General features: G+C 69.3%; 20 protein-coding genes. 10 read left to right on the plus strand and 10 right to left on the minus strand.

Annotated features, from left to right (window positions below; genetic code table 11):
• Positions 1–14: 14 nt before the first annotated feature.
• Entirely contained in the window at positions 15–410 is a 396-nt protein-coding gene (locus ACFWMR_RS24725) for a nitroreductase/quinone reductase family protein (protein ID WP_378380058.1), read from the minus strand.
• A gap of 27 nt (positions 411–437) precedes the next feature.
• On the opposite strand from ACFWMR_RS24725, the gene ACFWMR_RS24730 reads away from it, so the two are divergent.
• Both ACFWMR_RS24730 and ACFWMR_RS24735 read left to right on the plus strand, forming a co-directional pair.
• Positions 438–1,265 carry an alpha/beta fold hydrolase gene (locus ACFWMR_RS24730; RefSeq protein WP_378380059.1) on the plus strand — a complete coding sequence of 276 codons (828 nt, stop codon included), beginning with the start codon at positions 438–440 and terminating at the stop codon, positions 1,263–1,265.
• Positions 1,244–1,801, plus strand: a complete 558-nt coding sequence (locus ACFWMR_RS24735; RefSeq protein WP_378380060.1) for a histidine phosphatase family protein — start codon at positions 1,244–1,246, stop codon at positions 1,799–1,801. The genes ACFWMR_RS24730 and ACFWMR_RS24735 overlap by 22 nt, the downstream gene beginning before the upstream one ends.
• A gap of 326 nt (positions 1,802–2,127) precedes the next feature.
• Here the strand turns inward: ACFWMR_RS24735 and ACFWMR_RS24740 are convergent, their stop codons facing one another.
• Positions 2,128–3,243, minus strand: a complete 1,116-nt coding sequence (locus ACFWMR_RS24740; RefSeq protein WP_208635974.1) for a C40 family peptidase — start codon at positions 3,241–3,243, stop codon at positions 2,128–2,130.
• 80 nt (positions 3,244–3,323) lie between these two features.
• Here ACFWMR_RS24740 and ACFWMR_RS24745 point away from each other — a divergent pair, with 80 nt between their 5' ends.
• The 5 genes from ACFWMR_RS24745 (at position 3,324) to ACFWMR_RS24765 (ending at position 6,972) form a co-directional block, all read left to right on the plus strand.
• Positions 3,324–4,148 carry a biotin--[acetyl-CoA-carboxylase] ligase gene (locus ACFWMR_RS24745; protein WP_378380061.1) on the plus strand — a complete coding sequence of 275 codons (825 nt, stop codon included), beginning with the start codon at positions 3,324–3,326 and terminating at the stop codon, positions 4,146–4,148.
• Positions 4,149–4,245: 97 nt separating this feature from the next.
• The gene (locus ACFWMR_RS24750) at positions 4,246–4,827 is read left to right on the plus strand and encodes a PH domain-containing protein (RefSeq protein WP_378380062.1); all 582 of its coding nucleotides are present in this window, start codon (positions 4,246–4,248) and stop codon (positions 4,825–4,827) included.
• Positions 4,827–5,759, plus strand: coding sequence for a hydroxymethylglutaryl-CoA lyase (locus ACFWMR_RS24755; protein ID WP_378380063.1), 933 nt, complete (start codon positions 4,827–4,829; stop codon positions 5,757–5,759). The genes ACFWMR_RS24750 and ACFWMR_RS24755 overlap by 1 nt, the downstream gene beginning before the upstream one ends.
• Positions 5,760–5,875: 116 nt before the next feature.
• Positions 5,876–6,700: a TNT domain-containing protein gene (locus tag ACFWMR_RS24760; RefSeq protein ID WP_378380064.1), complete on the plus strand. Its 825-nt coding sequence runs from the start codon at positions 5,876–5,878 to the stop codon at positions 6,698–6,700.
• Positions 6,697–6,972: a hypothetical protein gene (locus ACFWMR_RS24765; RefSeq protein ID WP_378380065.1), complete on the plus strand. Its 276-nt coding sequence runs from the start codon at positions 6,697–6,699 to the stop codon at positions 6,970–6,972. The genes ACFWMR_RS24760 and ACFWMR_RS24765 overlap by 4 nt, the downstream gene beginning before the upstream one ends.
• Before the next feature lies 1 nt (position 6,973).
• Here ACFWMR_RS24765 and hisN read toward each other — a convergent pair whose 3' ends face one another.
• Positions 6,974–7,759 carry a histidinol-phosphatase gene (gene hisN, locus ACFWMR_RS24770; RefSeq protein ID WP_378380066.1) on the minus strand — a complete coding sequence of 262 codons (786 nt, stop codon included), beginning with the start codon at positions 7,757–7,759 and terminating at the stop codon, positions 6,974–6,976.
• Positions 7,760–7,801: 42 nt separating this feature from the next.
• Here hisN and ACFWMR_RS24775 point away from each other — a divergent pair, with 42 nt between their 5' ends.
• The 3 genes from ACFWMR_RS24775 (at position 7,802) to ACFWMR_RS24785 (ending at position 10,367) form a co-directional block, all read left to right on the plus strand.
• The gene (locus tag ACFWMR_RS24775) at positions 7,802–8,506 is read left to right on the plus strand and encodes a response regulator transcription factor (RefSeq protein WP_378380078.1); all 705 of its coding nucleotides are present in this window, start codon (positions 7,802–7,804) and stop codon (positions 8,504–8,506) included.
• 1 nt (position 8,507) lies between these two features.
• Positions 8,508–9,791, plus strand: a complete 1,284-nt coding sequence (locus ACFWMR_RS24780; RefSeq protein ID WP_093934876.1) for an ATP-binding protein — start codon at positions 8,508–8,510, stop codon at positions 9,789–9,791.
• A 63-nt stretch (positions 9,792–9,854) separates the two neighbouring features.
• Positions 9,855–10,367, plus strand: coding sequence for a hypothetical protein (locus tag ACFWMR_RS24785; protein ID WP_378380067.1), 513 nt, complete (start codon positions 9,855–9,857; stop codon positions 10,365–10,367).
• Here ACFWMR_RS24785 and ACFWMR_RS24790 read toward each other — a convergent pair.
• From ACFWMR_RS24790 to ACFWMR_RS24820, 7 genes are all read right to left on the minus strand, one after another.
• Entirely contained in the window at positions 10,345–10,758 is a 414-nt protein-coding gene (locus ACFWMR_RS24790; RefSeq protein ID WP_378380068.1) for a hypothetical protein, read from the minus strand. The two genes, ACFWMR_RS24785 and ACFWMR_RS24790, sit on opposite strands and share 23 nt — an antisense overlap.
• Positions 10,759–10,762: 4 nt before the next feature.
• Entirely contained in the window at positions 10,763–11,395 is a 633-nt protein-coding gene (locus ACFWMR_RS24795; protein WP_378380069.1) for a helix-turn-helix transcriptional regulator, read from the minus strand.
• 156 nt (positions 11,396–11,551) lie between these two features.
• Positions 11,552–12,199: a response regulator gene (locus tag ACFWMR_RS24800; RefSeq protein ID WP_093934872.1), complete on the minus strand. Its 648-nt coding sequence runs from the start codon at positions 12,197–12,199 to the stop codon at positions 11,552–11,554.
• A 603-nt stretch (positions 12,200–12,802) separates the two neighbouring features.
• Complete coding sequence (locus tag ACFWMR_RS24805; protein WP_378380070.1) at positions 12,803–13,639, minus strand: NAD(P)H-binding protein; 837 nt, start codon at positions 13,637–13,639, stop codon at positions 12,803–12,805.
• A gap of 11 nt (positions 13,640–13,650) precedes the next feature.
• On the minus strand, positions 13,651–15,009 hold the full coding sequence (locus ACFWMR_RS24810; protein ID WP_378380071.1) for an MDR family MFS transporter: 1,359 nt from the start codon (positions 15,007–15,009) through the stop codon (positions 13,651–13,653).
• A 235-nt stretch (positions 15,010–15,244) separates the two neighbouring features.
• The gene (locus tag ACFWMR_RS24815) at positions 15,245–15,784 is read right to left on the minus strand and encodes a GtrA family protein (protein WP_378380072.1); all 540 of its coding nucleotides are present in this window, start codon (positions 15,782–15,784) and stop codon (positions 15,245–15,247) included.
• 84 nt (positions 15,785–15,868) lie between these two features.
• Positions 15,869–16,357, minus strand: coding sequence for a GtrA family protein (locus tag ACFWMR_RS24820; protein WP_378380073.1), 489 nt, complete (start codon positions 16,355–16,357; stop codon positions 15,869–15,871).
• Positions 16,358–16,363: the final 6 nt, after the last annotated feature.

The following is a 16,363-nucleotide window of genomic DNA, read 5'->3' on the forward strand; positions in this document are numbered from 1 at the left end:
CGTCAAGGCAAAACTCATTCGTCGAGATCGACCCGGATGGTGAGGAGATCCGTGCCGATCGCCTGCACGGCGGCGCTGTTGAACCTGGGCAGGGCCTTCAGCCGGGCGCGGGGGTCGTCGTCCGGGAGCAGGTGCGCCGTGCCGGTGTGCCACTGGCCCTTGAGCCGGAGCCGGACGCGCGGATCCGCCTGGATATTGCGGACGTACTGCGATTTCTCGCCGAACTCAGAGACGATCCAGAACTCGCGGCCCACCTTGCGGCCGCCGATCGGCGTCTGCCGGGGTTCCCCGGACTTGCGACCGGTGGTCTCCAGGACGGGCTGGGCGGGCAGCCGCCGGAGGAGTGGGTTGCCGACGTGCCGCTGGAAGGTGGTGGCCACCCGGTGCTTGATCTCGTGATAGCGCGACATGGGTCCAGGGTGCCCTACGCTCGGCCGATGGTGAACGAGTTCGACGTGGACCTGGGGAACGGGACCATTCTGCACACGTACGACACCGGCGGCACCGGTCCGGTGGTGTTCTGGCACCACGGGACTCCGAACATCGGCGCCCCGCCGTCACCGCTCTTCCCGGCCGCCGAACGGCTCGGGCTGAGGTGGGTCTCCTACGACCGGCCCGGGTACGGCGGCTCCTCGCCGCGCCCCGGCCGAGATGTCGCGTCGGCGGCGTCGGACGTCGAGAAGATCGCCGATGCCCTGGAGATCGAGCGGTTCGCGGTCTACGGGCATTCCGGCGGCGGACCACACGCGTTCGCGTGCGCTGCTCTGCTGCCGGAGCGGGTCTCGGCGATGGTCGGCGTCGCGAGCATGGCTCCGTACTCCGAGAGCTGGGAATGGTTCGCGGGGATGAGCGCGGCGGGCGTCGGCTCGCTGACGGCGGCCCTGGCTGGGCGGGAAGAGAAGGAGCGTTACGAGGCGACGGCCGAGTACGACGCCGAGATGTTCACCCCGGCGGATCACGCGGCCTTGGCGGATGACTGGAAATGGCTGCTCGACGTCGTCGGTCCCGCGATCGAGGGCGGCCCCGGCGCACTGATCGACGACGATCTCGCGTACGTCGCGCCGTGGGGATTCCAGCCGTCCGACGTCAAGGCCCCGGTGCTGCTCGTGCACGGCGGCGCCGACCGCATCGCGCCCGTCGGGCACGGGGAGTGGCTCGCGCGGCAGTGCGCCACGGCCGAGTTGCGCGTGTTTCCGGAGGACGGTCACATCTCGGTTCTCCGTCAGGGGGAAGCCGCCCTCGAATGGCTGGCCGACCGTTTGTGAACTGCGAAATCGTCCTCGTACGGCACGCCGAGTCCGTTCCGCCGTCGCCGGGAAAGCCCGACGACCCGGATCGGCCTTTGACAACGGCGGGCATCGCGGCCGCGGAGCTCCTCGCGCCCGAACTCGCCGCGATGAACCCGACGGCGGTGGTGTCGAGTCCGTACCGGCGAGCGGTCGCGACGGTCGAACCCACGGCGAGACTGGCCGGGCTCGAAGTCACCACGAGCTGGGAGCTCCGCGAATGGGACTCAGGTCTGGAGCCGACGCCGGACTACGCCGTGCACTACGCGCGCAGCTGGGCCGATCCGGATTTCGCTCGTACTGGCGCCGAGAGCCTGCGGCAGCTGACAGCGCGGGCGATCGCGGCCGTCGAGCGGCTGGCGGAGCAATACGCGGGCGGTGTCGTGCTGGTGGGGAGCCACGGGACTTTCGTGTCACGCCTGCTGGCGGGAATCACCCCGGGAATCGACTGGCCCTTCTCGCGGGACATGCCGATGCCCGCCATCCACCGGCTGCGCTGGCCGCCCGGCTCATGAGTGACTGAGACGTGATCAGGCGGCGATCACCGAGTTCGCCCTCTGATCACGCGAGTTCCGTTCCTGATCACGCGAGTCACGCCTTCGCGCACGGCGGGTTCGGACACGACGCCACCTTCGCCGTACCCCTCACGACCCTTGGCCCAGCGGAGTCTGGTGGGACGGCGGTGTTGCGAAAGCCACTTTCGCAACCTTCAACGTTGGCTTTCGCAACATCCGAAGCCGGTCGGCCCCCCCGGTTCTGATCCGCTTCGGTGTCCCGAGCGCCACGCACGGGACGCTCAACGTCTCAAGCGTGGCGCTCGGGACGTGGAAATCAGCGGAAATCAGGCGGAGGGCCGCCCGGCGCCGGTGTAGTCGTCGCCCTTCGAGTGGTACGTGTGGATCTGGATCGCCTGGCCCTCGGTGGGCGCGTTGATCATCAGGCCGTTCCCGAGGTACAGCCCCACGTGGTGGATCCGCGTCGACGGGTTCCCGTAGAACACGAGATCGCCGAGCTTCGGCTCGCCGGGCACCTGCTGCAAGGCCCGGAACTGGCTGTCCGCGGTCCGCGGGAGCGCGACCCCGGCCTCGTCGTAGGACGCCTTCGTCAGCCCGGAGCAGTCGAAGCCCGCCGCACCCGCTTCCGGTCCGTTGCCGCCCCACACGTACGGGAGTCCCAGCTGGCCGAGCGCGAACCGGGTCGCCTTCACCGCGGGGCTCGAGCTTCGCGCGGGGTCGAGGGACAGGGTCGCGTACAGCTGAGCGTTGCCCAAGACGCGCTGGCGGAACAGTTCGGCCTCGTTGCCCTTGCCGCCCTGGTAGCCGGCGATCGCCTTCCACCAGCCGTTGCCGCCACCGAGGTCGGCTCCGGAGGAGCACAGCGCGCGACCGGCGGCGACCGAGGAGGAGTCGGGGTCGGCGAGCGCGGGCTTCGCGATGCCGGGGATCGACCCGCCGTGCTTCTTCCACTGCTGTGCCGAGAGGCCGAGGGGGTTCTCGCCGCCGCGTCCGTGGTTCGAGCTCGCGGCGCCGATCCCGGCCAGGGTGACCCAGGACAGGTGACAGTTCGGCTGCTCGCCGCGCAGCGCGAGTTCGCCGTTCGCGTAGCCGATGAGCGACTTCGCCGGGATGTCGAGCGGTCCGGCGAGTTTCTCGGCCCACTCTTCGAGCGGCCGGACGCCCTTCGGGGTCTCCTGTGCCTTGACCGGCGCGCTGACTTCGAGGACCGACGGACCCGCGCCGCCGCCGACGGTGGCCGGATCCTGCTTCGCGGCGGGAACGGGCACCGGCTGGTTCCCGTCGGCGGGCGCCGGGTCGTTGCCGCCCGCGAGCAGCCAGCCCGCCGTCGCGAGCCCGGCGACCAGCGGGAGCGCGACCAGGCCGCGCATCGCCACGCCGTGCGCCCACGACTTCTTCGGGCTGGTTTCGGGCGCGTTCGAAGCGGAGTCGGGCTCGGTCACGCCGTCAAGATTATTGGAGACCACCTCTGCGTAACGAGCGAACGCCTTGCACGTTAGGGGGACTCTCATATTCTGGGCAGATGAGTGAGACGGGAGCCCTCGACGCCGAGCGTCTGAGCGCCGCGCTGTCCGGCCGGTACGCCGCGATCCAGGTCGTGGCGAGCACCGGGTCCACCAACGCCGACCTGCGGGAAGCCGCCTCGAAGGGGGCCGAAGACCGCACAGTGCTGATCGCCGAAGAGCAGACGGCCGGCGTCGGCCGCCGCGCGCGGCAATGGTCCTCGCCGAAGGGAGCGGGCCTTTACGTCAGTGTCCTGCTGCGTCCGGGCGGGGTCCCGTTCGCCAATTTGGGTTCACTTTCCGTGGTCGCGGGACTCGCGGTCCGGGAGGTCGCCGCGGGCCTCGGGGTCGACGCGGTCCTCAAATGGCCGAACGACGTCCTGGCCGGTCCGGAGCGCGCGAAATGCGCGGGCATCCTGGCGGAGGCCGTCGCGGGCGACCAGACCACCGTGATCCTCGGCATCGGCCTGAACGTGCTGCCGCTCGGCGAGAACGTCCCGGCCGGGCCCGGTGGCCTGCCCGCGACCTCGCTGGCCGAGCAGGGGGCGACGGAGACCGACCGCGCCGAGATCGCCACCCGCCTGCTCACCGGCTTCGACGAGCTCGAACACCGCTGGCGGCTCGCCGGTGGGTCGCTGGCCGAGGCGGGCCTGCTCGGGGACTATCGGCGGCATTGCGCCACGCTGGGTCAGGACGTCGAGGTCCAGTTGCCCGACGGTTCGGCGCTGACCGGCCGCGCCGCCGACATCGATCCCGCCGGTCAGCTCCAGGTCGACGTTCCCGGTGGTGAGCGCTACACGGTGTTCGCCGGAGACGTCGTCCACGTGCGGCCCGCCGGGTCCTGATCCGTGCGGTGTGTTTTGCGGCGTCCGGTCTTCCACCGGGACCGTTCGCCGGTACGGTGAGCTCACCAGCGCCGAACACACTTTGGGAGCGTCCGTCGTGGCCTATCCGGACGATTTGCTCAGCGAGAACGAGCACGTCGTGGTGCACAGTCACCCGCATTTCAAGATGCTGATCTTCCCCTTCCTCGCGTTGATCGTCACGCTCGGCGGGGGCATCGTGCTCGGCCTCTTCGCGAAGGACGCGGCGGCCCCATGGGACCTGATCTGGCTGATCGCGATCGCCGCGGTCGGCCTGGTCCTCGTCGTGTGGCTCTTCCTGGCCCCGTTCGTCCGCTGGCGCACGACGCATTTCATCGTGACCACGGACAGGCTGATCGCCCGTGAAGGAGTGCTGAAGCGGACCGGGATCGACATCCCGATGTCGCGGATCAACAGCGTCCAGTTCGAGCACGGCCTGCTGGACCGCGTGTTCGGCTGCGGCACCCTGGTGATCGAGTCCGCCTCGGACGAACCGCTGAAGTTCGACGACATCCCCAAGGTCGAGCGCGTGCACACGGTCATCTACCGGGAGGTCAACGACAACCCGTACGACGACTACGCCCCGCCCGCGGGGGCGCCGCAGCAGACCGAACCGCTTCCTCCGCAGGGCCGCCCGCCGCGCGGAAACCGGCGGCGTTGATGGGCACGCGAGAGCTGGGACTGCCGGACCGCGTCCCGTCCGCCTCGGCCCTGCCGGAGCGCGTGACGATCTGGGAGGTCGGCCCGCGCGACGGTCTCCAGAACGAGAAGGCGATCGTCCCGGTCGAGGTCAAACTCGAATTCCTGGACAAACTCGCCGATTCCGGGCTGACCACGCTCGAGGCGACCAGTTTCGTGAGCCCGAAGTGGGTGCCGCAGCTGGCCGACGCCGAGCAGCTCCTGGCCGGGCTCGACAAGCGCGAAGGCGTCCGTTACCCGGTGCTCGTCCCGAACGAGCGCGGGCTGGACAGGGCGCTGGAGGCCGGGGTCTCGCATATCGCGATCTTCGCCAGCGCCACCGAGACCTTCGCCAAGAAGAACCTCAATTCGACGGTCGACGACCAGTTCGCGATGTTCGAGCCGGTCGTCACCCGGGCGCGGGCCGAAGGTCTCGACGTCCGCGGATACGTGTCGATGTGCTTCGGCGACCCGTGGGAGGGCGCCGTCCCGGCCGCGCAGGTCGCCGGAGTCGGTAAACGGCTCCTGGACCTGGGCTGCTCGCAGCTCTCGCTCGGGGACACCATCGGCGTCGCCACCGCGGGACAGGTCGAGGCACTGATCGGGCTGTTCCCCGACGTCGGCACGCTGGCCGTCCATTTCCACGACACCTACGGCCAGGCGCTCGCGAACACGTTGGCGGCCCTTCGCTGCGGCGTGTCCACTGTGGACTCTTCGGCCGGTGGACTGGGTGGCTGCCCGTACGCCGAATCGGCCACCGGCAACCTCGCCACCGAAGATCTGGTGTGGATGCTCGACGGCCTCGGCGTCGAAACCGGCGTCGATCTCGACGCGCTGGTGGCGACGAGCAAGTGGATGGCCGGGAAGCTCGGCAGGCCCAGCCCGTCCCGGGTGGTCAACGCGCTCGCCGGCTGAGGTGCGCGCGCTTTCGGGTATCCGCCGACGAGAACGCCGGTCGGCGCTAAAGTCGTAGCGCGTCCTGTCCGCTGCCTCCCCCTTCACGGTGGGATCGATTCCTTGGGGGAGGTGCGGTGACCGATCCGAGCGAGGCCGGGACGGGGCCCATCCGGCTGCCTGCCGATTACGACGCCCCGACACCCCAGCACGGGGCGCGCGCTCCGTACGCGCCTTCGCCGTGGCCTGCCTCGGTGGCGCCGTTGCGAGTGCCCTTCCCACAACCGCAACCGCAACCGCCGCCTCCCGTGCCGCCGCCCATGGGGGCTTTGCGGACCGAGCGGGAGAGCGTGATCGCGCTGTTCCTCGTGCACATGTTCCCGATCGGGCACCTGCCGGTCGCGATGGGGAAACCCGCGCGCCAGTTGCCGCTGCCGGAAGGCGCTTCCGGCCCGCAGGATCACCCCGAGGCGGGCGTGCTGGACGATCTGGACGCGTTGTCTCACGTCAGCAGCGGTTTCCGGCGATCGCCGACGACACCGTCCGTCGCCGCCCCGGCGGAGCTGACCCGGGGACACGACCCTTGGGGCGGAGAGTCCCAAGAGGACTGGCGAGAGCGCTTCGTCGGCGAGACGGGTTATCTGTGGCCGCCCGGCGAGGGCGGGATCGACCCGGCGACGCCGGTGATGCTCGACGTCGGCACCCATCTCGACCGCTTCGGGGATCAGCACGGCCGGGTGTTCGCCGAGGACGCCACTTTGTTTTCGATGCGTTCCCTGCCGCCGGACCAGCTCGCCGCGTACCGGCGCTACCGCGTCGTCCGGCCGTTGCCGGTCTGGCGTTCGGTGACCGCCGAGTGGTTCGGCCAACCGGGCGGCGGGGTGCGTTTCCGCGCGGTGCTGGGCGCCGATGAACTCGTCACGCTGGGCTTCCTGGCGGACGTCACGGGGGAGGTTCGGTGAACACGGGGACGATCCTGCGGTGGCTGGCGGCGCTGGGCGTGCCGGCCGAGGTGGTCTCGGTCGGCACGGAAGCCGACAACGCCTGGTGCCTGATGCGCACGGAGGAAGAGAGCGCCGAGCCCGCCTGGGAGGTTTTCTGGCGTGAGCAGGGCAACCGGTACGACTGGGCACGGTTCACCAGCGAACAGGTCGCCTGCCACTACCTCTTCGGACGTCTCGCCTGGTCACAGGTCGCGCGAGGCGCCGTCGGCCTGCTTCCCGGCGCGCAGTGACTCAGCGCTTCAGGATCGCCAGCGCCTCGTCGTGCAGCAGGCCGTTCGTCGACAGCGCCGAGCCGTTGTCGTAGCGAGCTTCGCCGTTCAAGTCGCTGAATCGGCCACCGGCTTCGGTGATCAGCACCTGCGCCGCCGCGACGTCCCACGGGTTCACGATGCATTCCGCGGTGACGTCCAAAGCGCCCTCGGCCACCAGGCAGTGGTGCCAGAAGTCGCCGAAGGCCCGGCTTTCCCAGCACGCGTTGACCAGGTCGAGGTACTTTTCCCGCGAGTGGTACTCCACCCACGAGTTCAGGTCCGTTGTGGACAGATACGCGTCTTCGAGCGACGCGACCTTCGACACCGAGATGCGGCGCTCCCCGGCTGAATCGCTCATCCAGGCGCCGTCCCCGGTGGCGGCCCACCAGCGGCGCCCGAGCAGCGGCGCGCTGATCATGCCCACCACGGGCGTGCCGTCTTCGACGAGCGCGATCAGCGTCGCCCAGACCGGGACGCCGCGCAGGAAGTTCTTGGTCCCGTCGATCGGGTCGAGCACCCAGGCGCGGCCGGTCGCGGCCGAACCGCCGCGTTCCTCGCCGAGCACGGCGTCGTCCGGGCGGTCTGTGGCGAGGATCGCACGGATGGCGTCCTCGACGGCGGTATCCGCGTCGGTGACCGGGGTCCGATCGGGTTTGCGTTCCACGGCCAGGTCCAGCGCGCGGAACCGGGCGGTGGTGATGGCGTCGGCGGCGTCGGCCAGCCGGGTGGCGAGTTCCAGATCATTCTCGTAGCCAGGCACGGTCACGATGCTTTCACGCCCGGCAGTCGTAGAGTTGGCCAGGTGAGCATGGTGCTACTCGCCGAGGACGACCCGGCCATCGCCGATCCGCTTTCCCGCGCACTCCAGCGGGAGGGGTATGACGTGCGTGTCGTCGGCGACGGGCCCGCCGCTCTCGACGCGACCGCGAGCGATCGGGTGGATCTGCTGGTCCTCGATCTCGGCCTGCCCGGGATGGACGGCCTCGAGGTCTGCCGTCGCCTGCGGGCCAGCGGCACCGAGGTCCCGGTGCTGATGCTGACCGCGCGTACGGACGAGGTCGATTTCGTGGTCGGGCTCGACGCCGGCGCCGACGACTACGTCGCCAAACCGTTCCGGCTCGCCGAACTGCTGGCCCGCATCCGGGCGCTGCTCCGCCGCCGGGCGCCCGAAGTGCTCGAAGCCGGGGGAGTGCGGATGGACCTCGGTGCCCGGATGGTCACCGTGGACCTGCACGAGGTGCAGCTGGCCAACAAGGAGTTCGAGCTGCTGCGGGTGCTGATGAGCCGCGCGGGCCAGGTGGTCAGCCGCGACGAGATCCTCGCCGAGGTGTGGAACGACCTCGAATCGAAGACTTCGAAGACACTCGACATGCACATGTCCTGGCTGCGCAGGAAGCTCGCCATCGCGGCCGACGAAGCTGCGGGCCGGACGGGCAAACCCGGCGGGAACGGCGACGGCGAACGGCGGATAGCCACCGTCCGCGGCGTCGGTTTCCGTTTCAACGCGGAATAGCATGCGCCGCCGCATCCTCCTGGCGATCCTGCTCGCCGTCGCGGTCACCGCCGCCGTGCTGGGCATCCCGCTGGGGATCACCGCCTGGCAGCTGGTCGAGAACCTCAACCGCGAGAACCTGGCGTCCTCGGCCCGGGGGATCGCGGCGACGCTGGACAGCGAGATCGCCGTCGGCCAGCCGATCAACCTCGAACTGGTCCGGGTGGCCGTGCCGCAGGGCGGATTGCTGACCGTCCGCGCGCAAGGGCAGATCGAGAAACGGTACGGCTCCGACCCGGGCTCCGACGTGGTGTCGGAGAAGGCACCGATCGCGTTGCACGGCGAAGTCGAGCTGGCCGTGCCCGCCGGGCCGATGCGCACTCGCCAGACCCAGATGACGCTGCTCGTGGTGCTGCTGGTCGTGCTGTCGGTGGGCACCGGCACGGTGGTCGCGACCGTGACCGCGCGGCGGCTCGCGAAACCGCTGAGACACGTCGCCGATCGCGCGGTCAAACTCGGCGGCGGCGATTTCCGGCCGGATCCGAAACGCTACGGAGTCGGCGAACTCGACATGGTCGCCGAAGCGCTCGACGCGTCCGGGACGGCGCTCGCGCAGCTCGTCCAGCGAGAACGTCAGCTGGTCGGCGACGTCTCGCATCAGCTGCGAAGCCGGTTGACCGCGCTGCAGCTGCGGCTCGAACCGCTGACCATCCACCCCGATCAGGACGTCGTCGACGAGGCGAAGGCCGCACAGGAACAGGCGGACCGGCTGGCCGAAGCGCTCGACGAACTGCTCGCCGCCGCGCGGGCGGCGCGCGAGGTCGGCGCGGAACCGGTGAGCCTGCCGGGAATGCTTCCCGAGATTTCGGAGGAATGGCGACAGCTGCTTCGCGCCGAAGGCAGGCATCTCCGGATCCGCGTCACGGACGGGCTCAGGGTGAGGGCGACGCCGGGCCGCCTGCGCGAGGTCGTCGGGGTCCTCCTCGACAACGCGCTGCGCCACGGCGCGGGAACGGTCACGCTCGCCGCCCGGCGAGGCGACACGGAGGGCACCGTCGTCATCGAGGTCGCCGACACCGGATCGGGAGTGCCCGACGAGCTGGCGCCGCACATCTTCGAACGCGGATTCTCCGGCGGCGGCTCGACCGGTGTCGGGCTCGCCCTGGCCCGCGCGCTCATCGAGGCCGACGGCGGACGGCTGGAGTTGTCGAGCAAACAGCCCGCGGTGTTCAGTCTTTTCTTGAAGGTCCCGAGGCCGGGCGATGTGGCCGAAGTGCGCTGGCCCGCCGAACGGGTCCCTCGCTAAGACCTCCCGAAGGATCACCCCATCGGGCAGGGCGGCGGAAGCGCGCCGACCTAACGTCGGGGAGTGCGAGCGACGGCGTTCCGGTACCGCCCACCGGTGAGCCCGGTGGCCGCGGCGACCGTGGAGATCGGCAAGGTGGCGATCTCCGTGCGGTTGTCCTTCGACGGCGACCTGTACGCGTGCCGTCGTCAGCCCGGCGTGGTGGAGCGGATGGAGGCCGAGGCCCTGGACCTGCTTTCGAAGGGCTTGTTCGTCAGCGGGATCGACACCCCGGTCGCGTCCGTCACCGCAGCGGCGGGGCACCGGTTCGTCCAGGAGAGCGCCGTGTTCCGGCCCCCGGGCAGCTGGGTCTACCGGGGCACCTGCTGGGTCGGCGCCGGCCGGAACGGGCTGACCCTGACCGGCTTGCTCGGCTACTGCCTCGAAGTCCGGGCGAAGTGGGCCATGCGGGCCGGTGAATGCGGCCCGCCCGAGACCGCCGCCGAATGGTGCGAGCTCTTCGGCACGCAGCTGGCGTCCATCGGCGGGGTGGTCCTGCGGCGGGCCTCGGTGCTCAGTCTCGGTACTCCGCCGTGACCGTGACGACGAACGCCGCCCTGGCGGGCAGGCCGAGGCTGACCCAAAGCCCGGTCGGATCGGTCTTCCCGATGGTCAGCCGCAAGGGCTGCTCGTCGACGACGAGGAACTCGGTCCCGAGCAACACCCGTAGCGACCGGTCGAGCAGGGTGTGCTCGTCCCGGACCTTGTCCGCCCGCGCGGTGATCAAATAGGACAGTTCGCACCGCTTCGCCCGCACGGCGCCGGTTCCCGGACCGGCGCCGTGCAGGGCGAAGAGGAACAGATCGACGGTCGAAACCGGTGTCTCGGTCTGCCAGGTGGGTTTCGGCGGATCCAGCCGGACCACCGTTCCTTCCGGCAGCCGCGTCGCGATGAGCCGGCACAACGCCCCGTCGATCTCGGTGATCACGACGTCAGATCAATCCCTCACGCAGTGCGTAGGCCACCGCGTGCGACCGGTTCCGGAGCTGGAACCGGTTGGTGACGTCGTGCAGGATGCTCTTCACCGTGCGCTGCGAATAGCAGAGCTGGTCGGCGATCTCCTGTGTCGAGAACCCCGACGCGACCAGCTTGAGCACCTCGGTCTCCCGGCTGCTCATGCCACCGAGATGCAGGCCGCGCGGCTGCAAGACCTGACGTTGCAGCCGCGAGACCCGGTGCAGGAGCCTGCCCAGCAGGTCGGGCGGGAGCGCGCCTTCCCCGGCCGCGGCCGCCTTGATCAACCGGACCAGGACGTCGGCGCCCGCCTCCGAACGGCGGGCGACCGCGCAGACGCCGTGCTCGATGGCGCTGAGGATCTCGTTGTCGTCGACTTCCCCCGCGATGAGCACGATGCGGGTGAACCCCTGGTGGTGCAGCGCGGACAGCAGTTGCGTCATGGCCTCGTCGAGACGATCGGTGACCAGGAGGGCCACCATGCTCGGGTCGGCGGTCTCCCCGTCCACCAGCCAGACGTCGTCACGGGAGCGGAGCGTCATGCAGACGCCGTTGTGCAGGATCGGATCGGTGGCGCGGACGACCACGGGTGTCCTGTTCGGTTCGAACATGTGATTCCCCATTCCCCTCGAACTGTGCGAGGGCCCCACCCCTCGCACCACTCACCCTGCCGGGTGAGGTGTCCCGGGCGCATGGGACTCCGGTCCCGGAATTGCCCGAAAAGCCGCCCTTATCGGGGTCGATTTTTCAACGGCGGCTTGTGGGCCTCAACGACCCAGCCCGGCTTCGCGGGCGCGCACGATGGCCTCGGCGCGGTCCGCGACGTGGAGTTTGCTGAACACGTTGGAGATGTGGTTCCGCACCGTCTTCGGGCTGAGACAGAGGGTGCTGGCGATGACGGTGTTGCTGTGCCCGCCGGCGATGAGCGAGAGGACCTCTCGTTCGCGGACGGTCAGTTCCGGGAACACCGTGTCCGTGTTCGGCTGCGAGTGGTTGAAGAAGCCGAGGACTCGCGTCGCGATGTCGGGCCCGAAGATCGCTTCGCGCCTCGCGACGGCGTGAACGGCACGGATGATTTCGTCGGGTTCGGCGTCCTTGAGCAGATATCCGCGCGCCCCGGCGCGCATCGCGGAGAAAACGGATTCGCTCTCGTCCGCCATCGTCAGCATGAGCACGCCGACGCCGGGCTGCTCGGCGACGATGTGCCGGGTCGCCTCGGCGCCGCTGATGTCGGGCAAATGCAGGTCCATGACCACGACGTCGGGCCCGAGGGCGCTCGCCGCGCTGATCGCGTGCGCCCCGCTCGCGGCCTCGCCGACGACGTCGACCTGCGGTTCGTTGGCGAGCAGTGTGCAGACCCCGAACCGGAAAAGCGGATGGTCGTCGACCACGAGCACGCGCAGGCGTTCGTTCATACGGTCTCCCCCTGTCTCCCCGTCGCGGCACGTTAGCGAGCGGGCCGGTCGCGGACAACGCGTGGTCCGGACAGCGGACCGGCGAGAATTAAACGCCTGATGAGTGTCGCGTATCCGGGGGATCCGCCCCAAGTCATTAACCCTTTCGGCCCAGGCGCTTGTCTCAATGTTGAGAGAAGCGATAGCAAGGGTCCTTTGCTATCGCTGGGGCTCGCTCTGGGGGTTGGCCGGGCTGGGTGCGGGCCCGTGAAGGCCTCCTTGCCTACCTTGAAGGTAGTGAAGGAGGCCTTCACGGACAGCCGGAGCACCTCAGGTGCCTCAAAACCCCCAGAAACCCCACACATCACAGCGGGCGCGCGTGAAGGCCCCTTCCCTCGGCTCAGCCGAGAAACTCGCCCTTCGCGGCGGCAGCCCAAGTACATGAAGGGGTCCTTCACGGAGCCAGGCGCAAGCAAGAGGCCCCTCGCCCGCGCCGATGCAATGAAAGGCTCTTTCCTTGCAAAATTTGCAAGGAAAGAGCCTTTCATTGCAGGCGCTCCCTCCGGCCGATCACCCAGGCGACAGCAAAGGTCCCTTGCTCTCTTCCGGCCGCGCAGCCGCAGGTCAGGCAAACGCGCCGGCGTGCTCCCGAGCCCAGTCGGCGAACGTCAGCGGTGCCCGCCCGAGAAGGTCGCGGACGGTGCCGAACACGATCTCCTCGTTCCCGGCGGACTGCCGTTTGAGCTCGAAGATCCCATCGATAGCCGAAGCGGGCCAGCCGAAGCCGAGCATCCGCGCGCGGGCGTCGGCTTCGGGTTCTTCGACGTAGGTCAGCGGCCGGCCGAGAGCGTCGCCGAGGATCTCGACCTGCCGCCGCGTCGTCAGCGCTTCGCCGCCGGTGATCGGGTACGTCTTGCCCGCGTGCCCGTCGGTGGTCAGCACGGTCGCGGCGACCGCGGCGATGTCGCGGACGTGCACCAGCGCGGACGCCGGATCGCCGACGGGGACGCGGATGACGCCGTCGCCGCGCACGGCGAGCAGCCAGGCGAACCGGTTGTCCATGAAAGTGCCGGGGCGCAGGATCGTCCAGTCCGGCCCGGCCTCACGCACGGCCTTCTCGGCTTCGGTGTGGATCAGGGAGATCGGATCGGTCTGTCCGAAGTGGACTCCGGTCGTCGAAAGCTTGACGACGTGCGCGACACCGGCGGCGGCCTTGAGCACGGTTCGTTCCTGGGAAAGGGGGTCGGAGCCGTGCCCGGAGGTCAGGACGAAGACGCGCTCGACGCCGTCGAGCAGCGCGGGGTCGAAAGCGTCGAGATCGCCGGCGGCGACTTCGGCGCGCGGATCGATCCGGGCGCGGGAGGGGTCGCGCGTCAGGGCGCGCACGCGCGCGCCCTTGTCCAGCAGCGCGGGAACGAGTTCGCGGCCGATTTTGCCGGTGGAACCGAGAACGAGGATCATCGTGAAAGCTCCTAGTGATTGCGCCGCAGCGAAACGCGCGGCAGGAAGAGGGAAGCGGCGAGGCCGAGCACGAGGACCGGGACCATCACCCAGAACACGCCGTCAAGCGCGGACGCGTATCCGGTGGGGCTGTCGGTGCCGAACGAATTCGTGAACACCGCGCCGAAAACGGTCAGTCCGGCCGTGGTGCCGAGGGACCGCAGGAAGCCGACGGTCGCCGAGACGGCGCCGAGGTCGGTCCGGGCGACGTTCTGTTGCGCCGCCATGGAAAGCACCTGCATGTTGAGCCCGGCCGCCGCGCCGAACACGACGAGATAGGCGACGACGAGCGGCAGCGGGGTCGTTTCGTCCATTGTGGACATCGCGAGAGCGGCGGCGAGGCCGAGGGTCATGCTGAGGATCGGTGCCCAGCGGTAGGCGCCGGTCTTGGCGATGACCTTGCCCGCGACCATCGACGACGCGGCGACCGCGAGCGTCATGGGCAGCAGCAGGAGCCCGGCTTCCGACGGCCCGGCGCCACCCGCGGTCTGCAGGAAGAGCGCCAGGTAGTTGACCGAGCCCAGGAAGACGAACCCGGCCGCGGCACTGGCCAGCACGCTCAGGCTGAACATCCTGGCGCGGAACAGCCGAAGCGGGATGATCGGTTCGGCCGCCCGGCGCTCGATGAGCAGGAAAGCGACGAGCAGCACGGCGCCGATCGACGCCGACAGGGGAGTCGCCAGGGTCAGGCCGACGATCGCGCCGGACAGGACGACGATGCCCGCGAAGTCGAACGGAGCGGTCGTCCGGCGTCGTTCGAGCCGCAGGAACCTCGCGACGATGACGAGCGCGACCAGGCCGATCGGAACGTTGAGCCAGAAGATCGAGCGCCAGCCCGCGAAGTCGGTCAGCAGGCCGCCGACGACAGGGCCCGCCAGCGAGGACCCGGCGAAACAGATCGAGAACCAGGCGAAATAACGGGCGCCTTCCCGGCCGGGGAACAGTTCGCCGATGATCGCGGCGACCGCGACGAACAGACCGCCGGAGCCGACGCCCTGGAGGACGCGGGCGGAGATCAGCAGCGGCATCGTCGGCGCGAGCGCGCAGGCGAGCGAGCCGAGAACGAACAGCGTGATCGCGACGGCGACGACGCGTTTGCGGCCGAAGAGGTCACCGAGTTTTCCGTAGACGGGCGCGCTGACGCTGCCCGCCAGCAGATAGGCGGTGGTGACCCAGGCGAACGACGTGGCGCCGCCGAGTTCGGCGACCATCCGCGGCAGGGCGGTCGCGACGACCTGGGCGTCGAGCATCGCCAGGAAGACGGAGGCGAAGAGCCCGACGAGGGCAAGGGTGTTTCGGGCGCGCGGAGGCGCGCCGAGAGCGGTGCTCAAGAAAGGATCCGTTCACTGGAAGAAACGAGGGAACGCGAGGGACGCAGAGCACTGCTCTGGATCCCCGCCAAGACGGGAAAAGGCTCAACCGTCATCCGAACCGGATGCGGTCCTCTTCGCGCTTGGCGATCACCTCGAATTCGTCCCGCTCGACCGTACGAACCCGGTCGGCGTCATCAGTGAAGGAACATTGACATGGATGACCCTAGACAATCACATGTCTTTTGGCAAGTACTTACCGGAGAGGGACGACGTCGTCGTCCGGCTCGTCGCTGTCCCGGCGCCGTTCGCCCAGCTCGTCGGGGAAGACCCACTTCTTGAAACCCCAGAAACGGAAGAACATCGCCAGGAACATGCCGATGATCGAGCCGCTCGTGAAGTCCGCGAACTCCTGGACGAACCGGGTCACGTGCGGCACTTCGAGATCCAGGATGTACCGCGACATGTAGAGCGGGATCAGGTTGACCACCACGGCGATCCCGCTGATCACGAAGAAGAGCGCCGCCTCGTGATGCCGCTCGCGGCCGCCGCGGGTGCGGAAGGACCATTCGCGGTTGAGGATGTAGGACACGATCGTCGCGACGATGATCGCGATCGCCTTCGCCGTGGTCGGCTTCGACTCCAGCACGCTGAGTTTCAGCAGGTACCAGACGCCGTTGTCGACGAGGAACGTGGTTCCGCCCACGATCGCGAACTTCAGCAGCTCGCGGTGCTTGATCAGCACCGATCGGAGCGGCTCGGGCGTCCGGGAAAGGACGGATTCGACCACGGTCACCCGACCAGTCTAATTCGCGCGGGCCGCCGAATGGGGCGGGAGGGGATGGACAGCGCGTTATATGACGCTTTGGGTGGTTTCGAATCAGGCGGCGTCTCGCTGCTCGGATCGCCCTTCGCCCCGCACCAGGCGCGGTCGCGCGCCTGCCACCGGGAAGACCCATTTCTTGAACGACCACCAGCGGAACACCGTTCCGAGCAGGGTCCCGACGACCACGCCGCTGACGAAGTCGGCGATCTCCTGCGTGAGCAGCCCGACATGCGGCTGTTCCAGTTCGAGCACGTATCGCGAAAACAGCTGAGGCAGGGCGTTGAGGCCGAGTGCGATCGCGCTCAGCAGGAAGAAGAGCGCCGCTTCGTGGGCGCGCTCACGGCCGCCTCGGGAGCGAAACGACCATTCGCGGTTCGCGACGTACGAGAAAACGGTCGCGACCAGCACGCCGATCATCAGCGCCGTCACCGGTTTGTCGGTCAGCACGGTGAATTTGAGCCCGTAGTTGATCGTCATCGTGATGACGAAACTCGCGCCCCCGACCACGGCGAAACGCAGCAGTTCCCGATGCCTCCCCAGCATGCGGGG

Origin of the sequence: Amycolatopsis thailandensis, assembly GCF_042723255.1 — a bacterium.
GTDB lineage: Bacteria > Actinomycetota > Actinomycetes > Mycobacteriales > Pseudonocardiaceae > Amycolatopsis > Amycolatopsis thailandensis.

What these genes read in the sequence shown, in the direction of transcription:
- ACFWMR_RS24725 (WP_378380058.1), bottom strand. Translation starts at nt 410, where the DNA reads ATGTCGCGCTATCACGAGATCAAGCACCGGGTGGCCACCACCTTCCAG.
- ACFWMR_RS24730 (WP_378380059.1), top strand. Translation starts at nt 438, where the DNA reads ATGGTGAACGAGTTCGACGTGGACCTGGGGAACGGGACCATTCTGCAC.
- ACFWMR_RS24735 (WP_378380060.1), top strand. Translation starts at nt 1,244, where the DNA reads ATGGCTGGCCGACCGTTTGTGAACTGCGAAATCGTCCTCGTACGGCAC.
- ACFWMR_RS24745 (WP_378380061.1), top strand. Translation starts at nt 3,324, where the DNA reads ATGAGTGAGACGGGAGCCCTCGACGCCGAGCGTCTGAGCGCCGCGCTG.
- ACFWMR_RS24755 (WP_378380063.1), top strand. Translation starts at nt 4,827, where the DNA reads ATGGGCACGCGAGAGCTGGGACTGCCGGACCGCGTCCCGTCCGCCTCG.
- ACFWMR_RS24775 (WP_378380078.1), top strand. Translation starts at nt 7,802, where the DNA reads ATGGTGCTACTCGCCGAGGACGACCCGGCCATCGCCGATCCGCTTTCC.
- ACFWMR_RS24780 (WP_093934876.1), top strand. Translation starts at nt 8,508, where the DNA reads ATGCGCCGCCGCATCCTCCTGGCGATCCTGCTCGCCGTCGCGGTCACC.
- ACFWMR_RS24795 (WP_378380069.1), bottom strand. Translation starts at nt 11,395, where the DNA reads ATGTTCGAACCGAACAGGACACCCGTGGTCGTCCGCGCCACCGATCCG.
- ACFWMR_RS24800 (WP_093934872.1), bottom strand. Translation starts at nt 12,199, where the DNA reads ATGAACGAACGCCTGCGCGTGCTCGTGGTCGACGACCATCCGCTTTTC.
- ACFWMR_RS24805 (WP_378380070.1), bottom strand. Translation starts at nt 13,639, where the DNA reads ATGATCCTCGTTCTCGGTTCCACCGGCAAAATCGGCCGCGAACTCGTT.
- ACFWMR_RS24820 (WP_378380073.1), bottom strand. Translation starts at nt 16,357, where the DNA reads ATGCTGGGGAGGCATCGGGAACTGCTGCGTTTCGCCGTGGTCGGGGGC.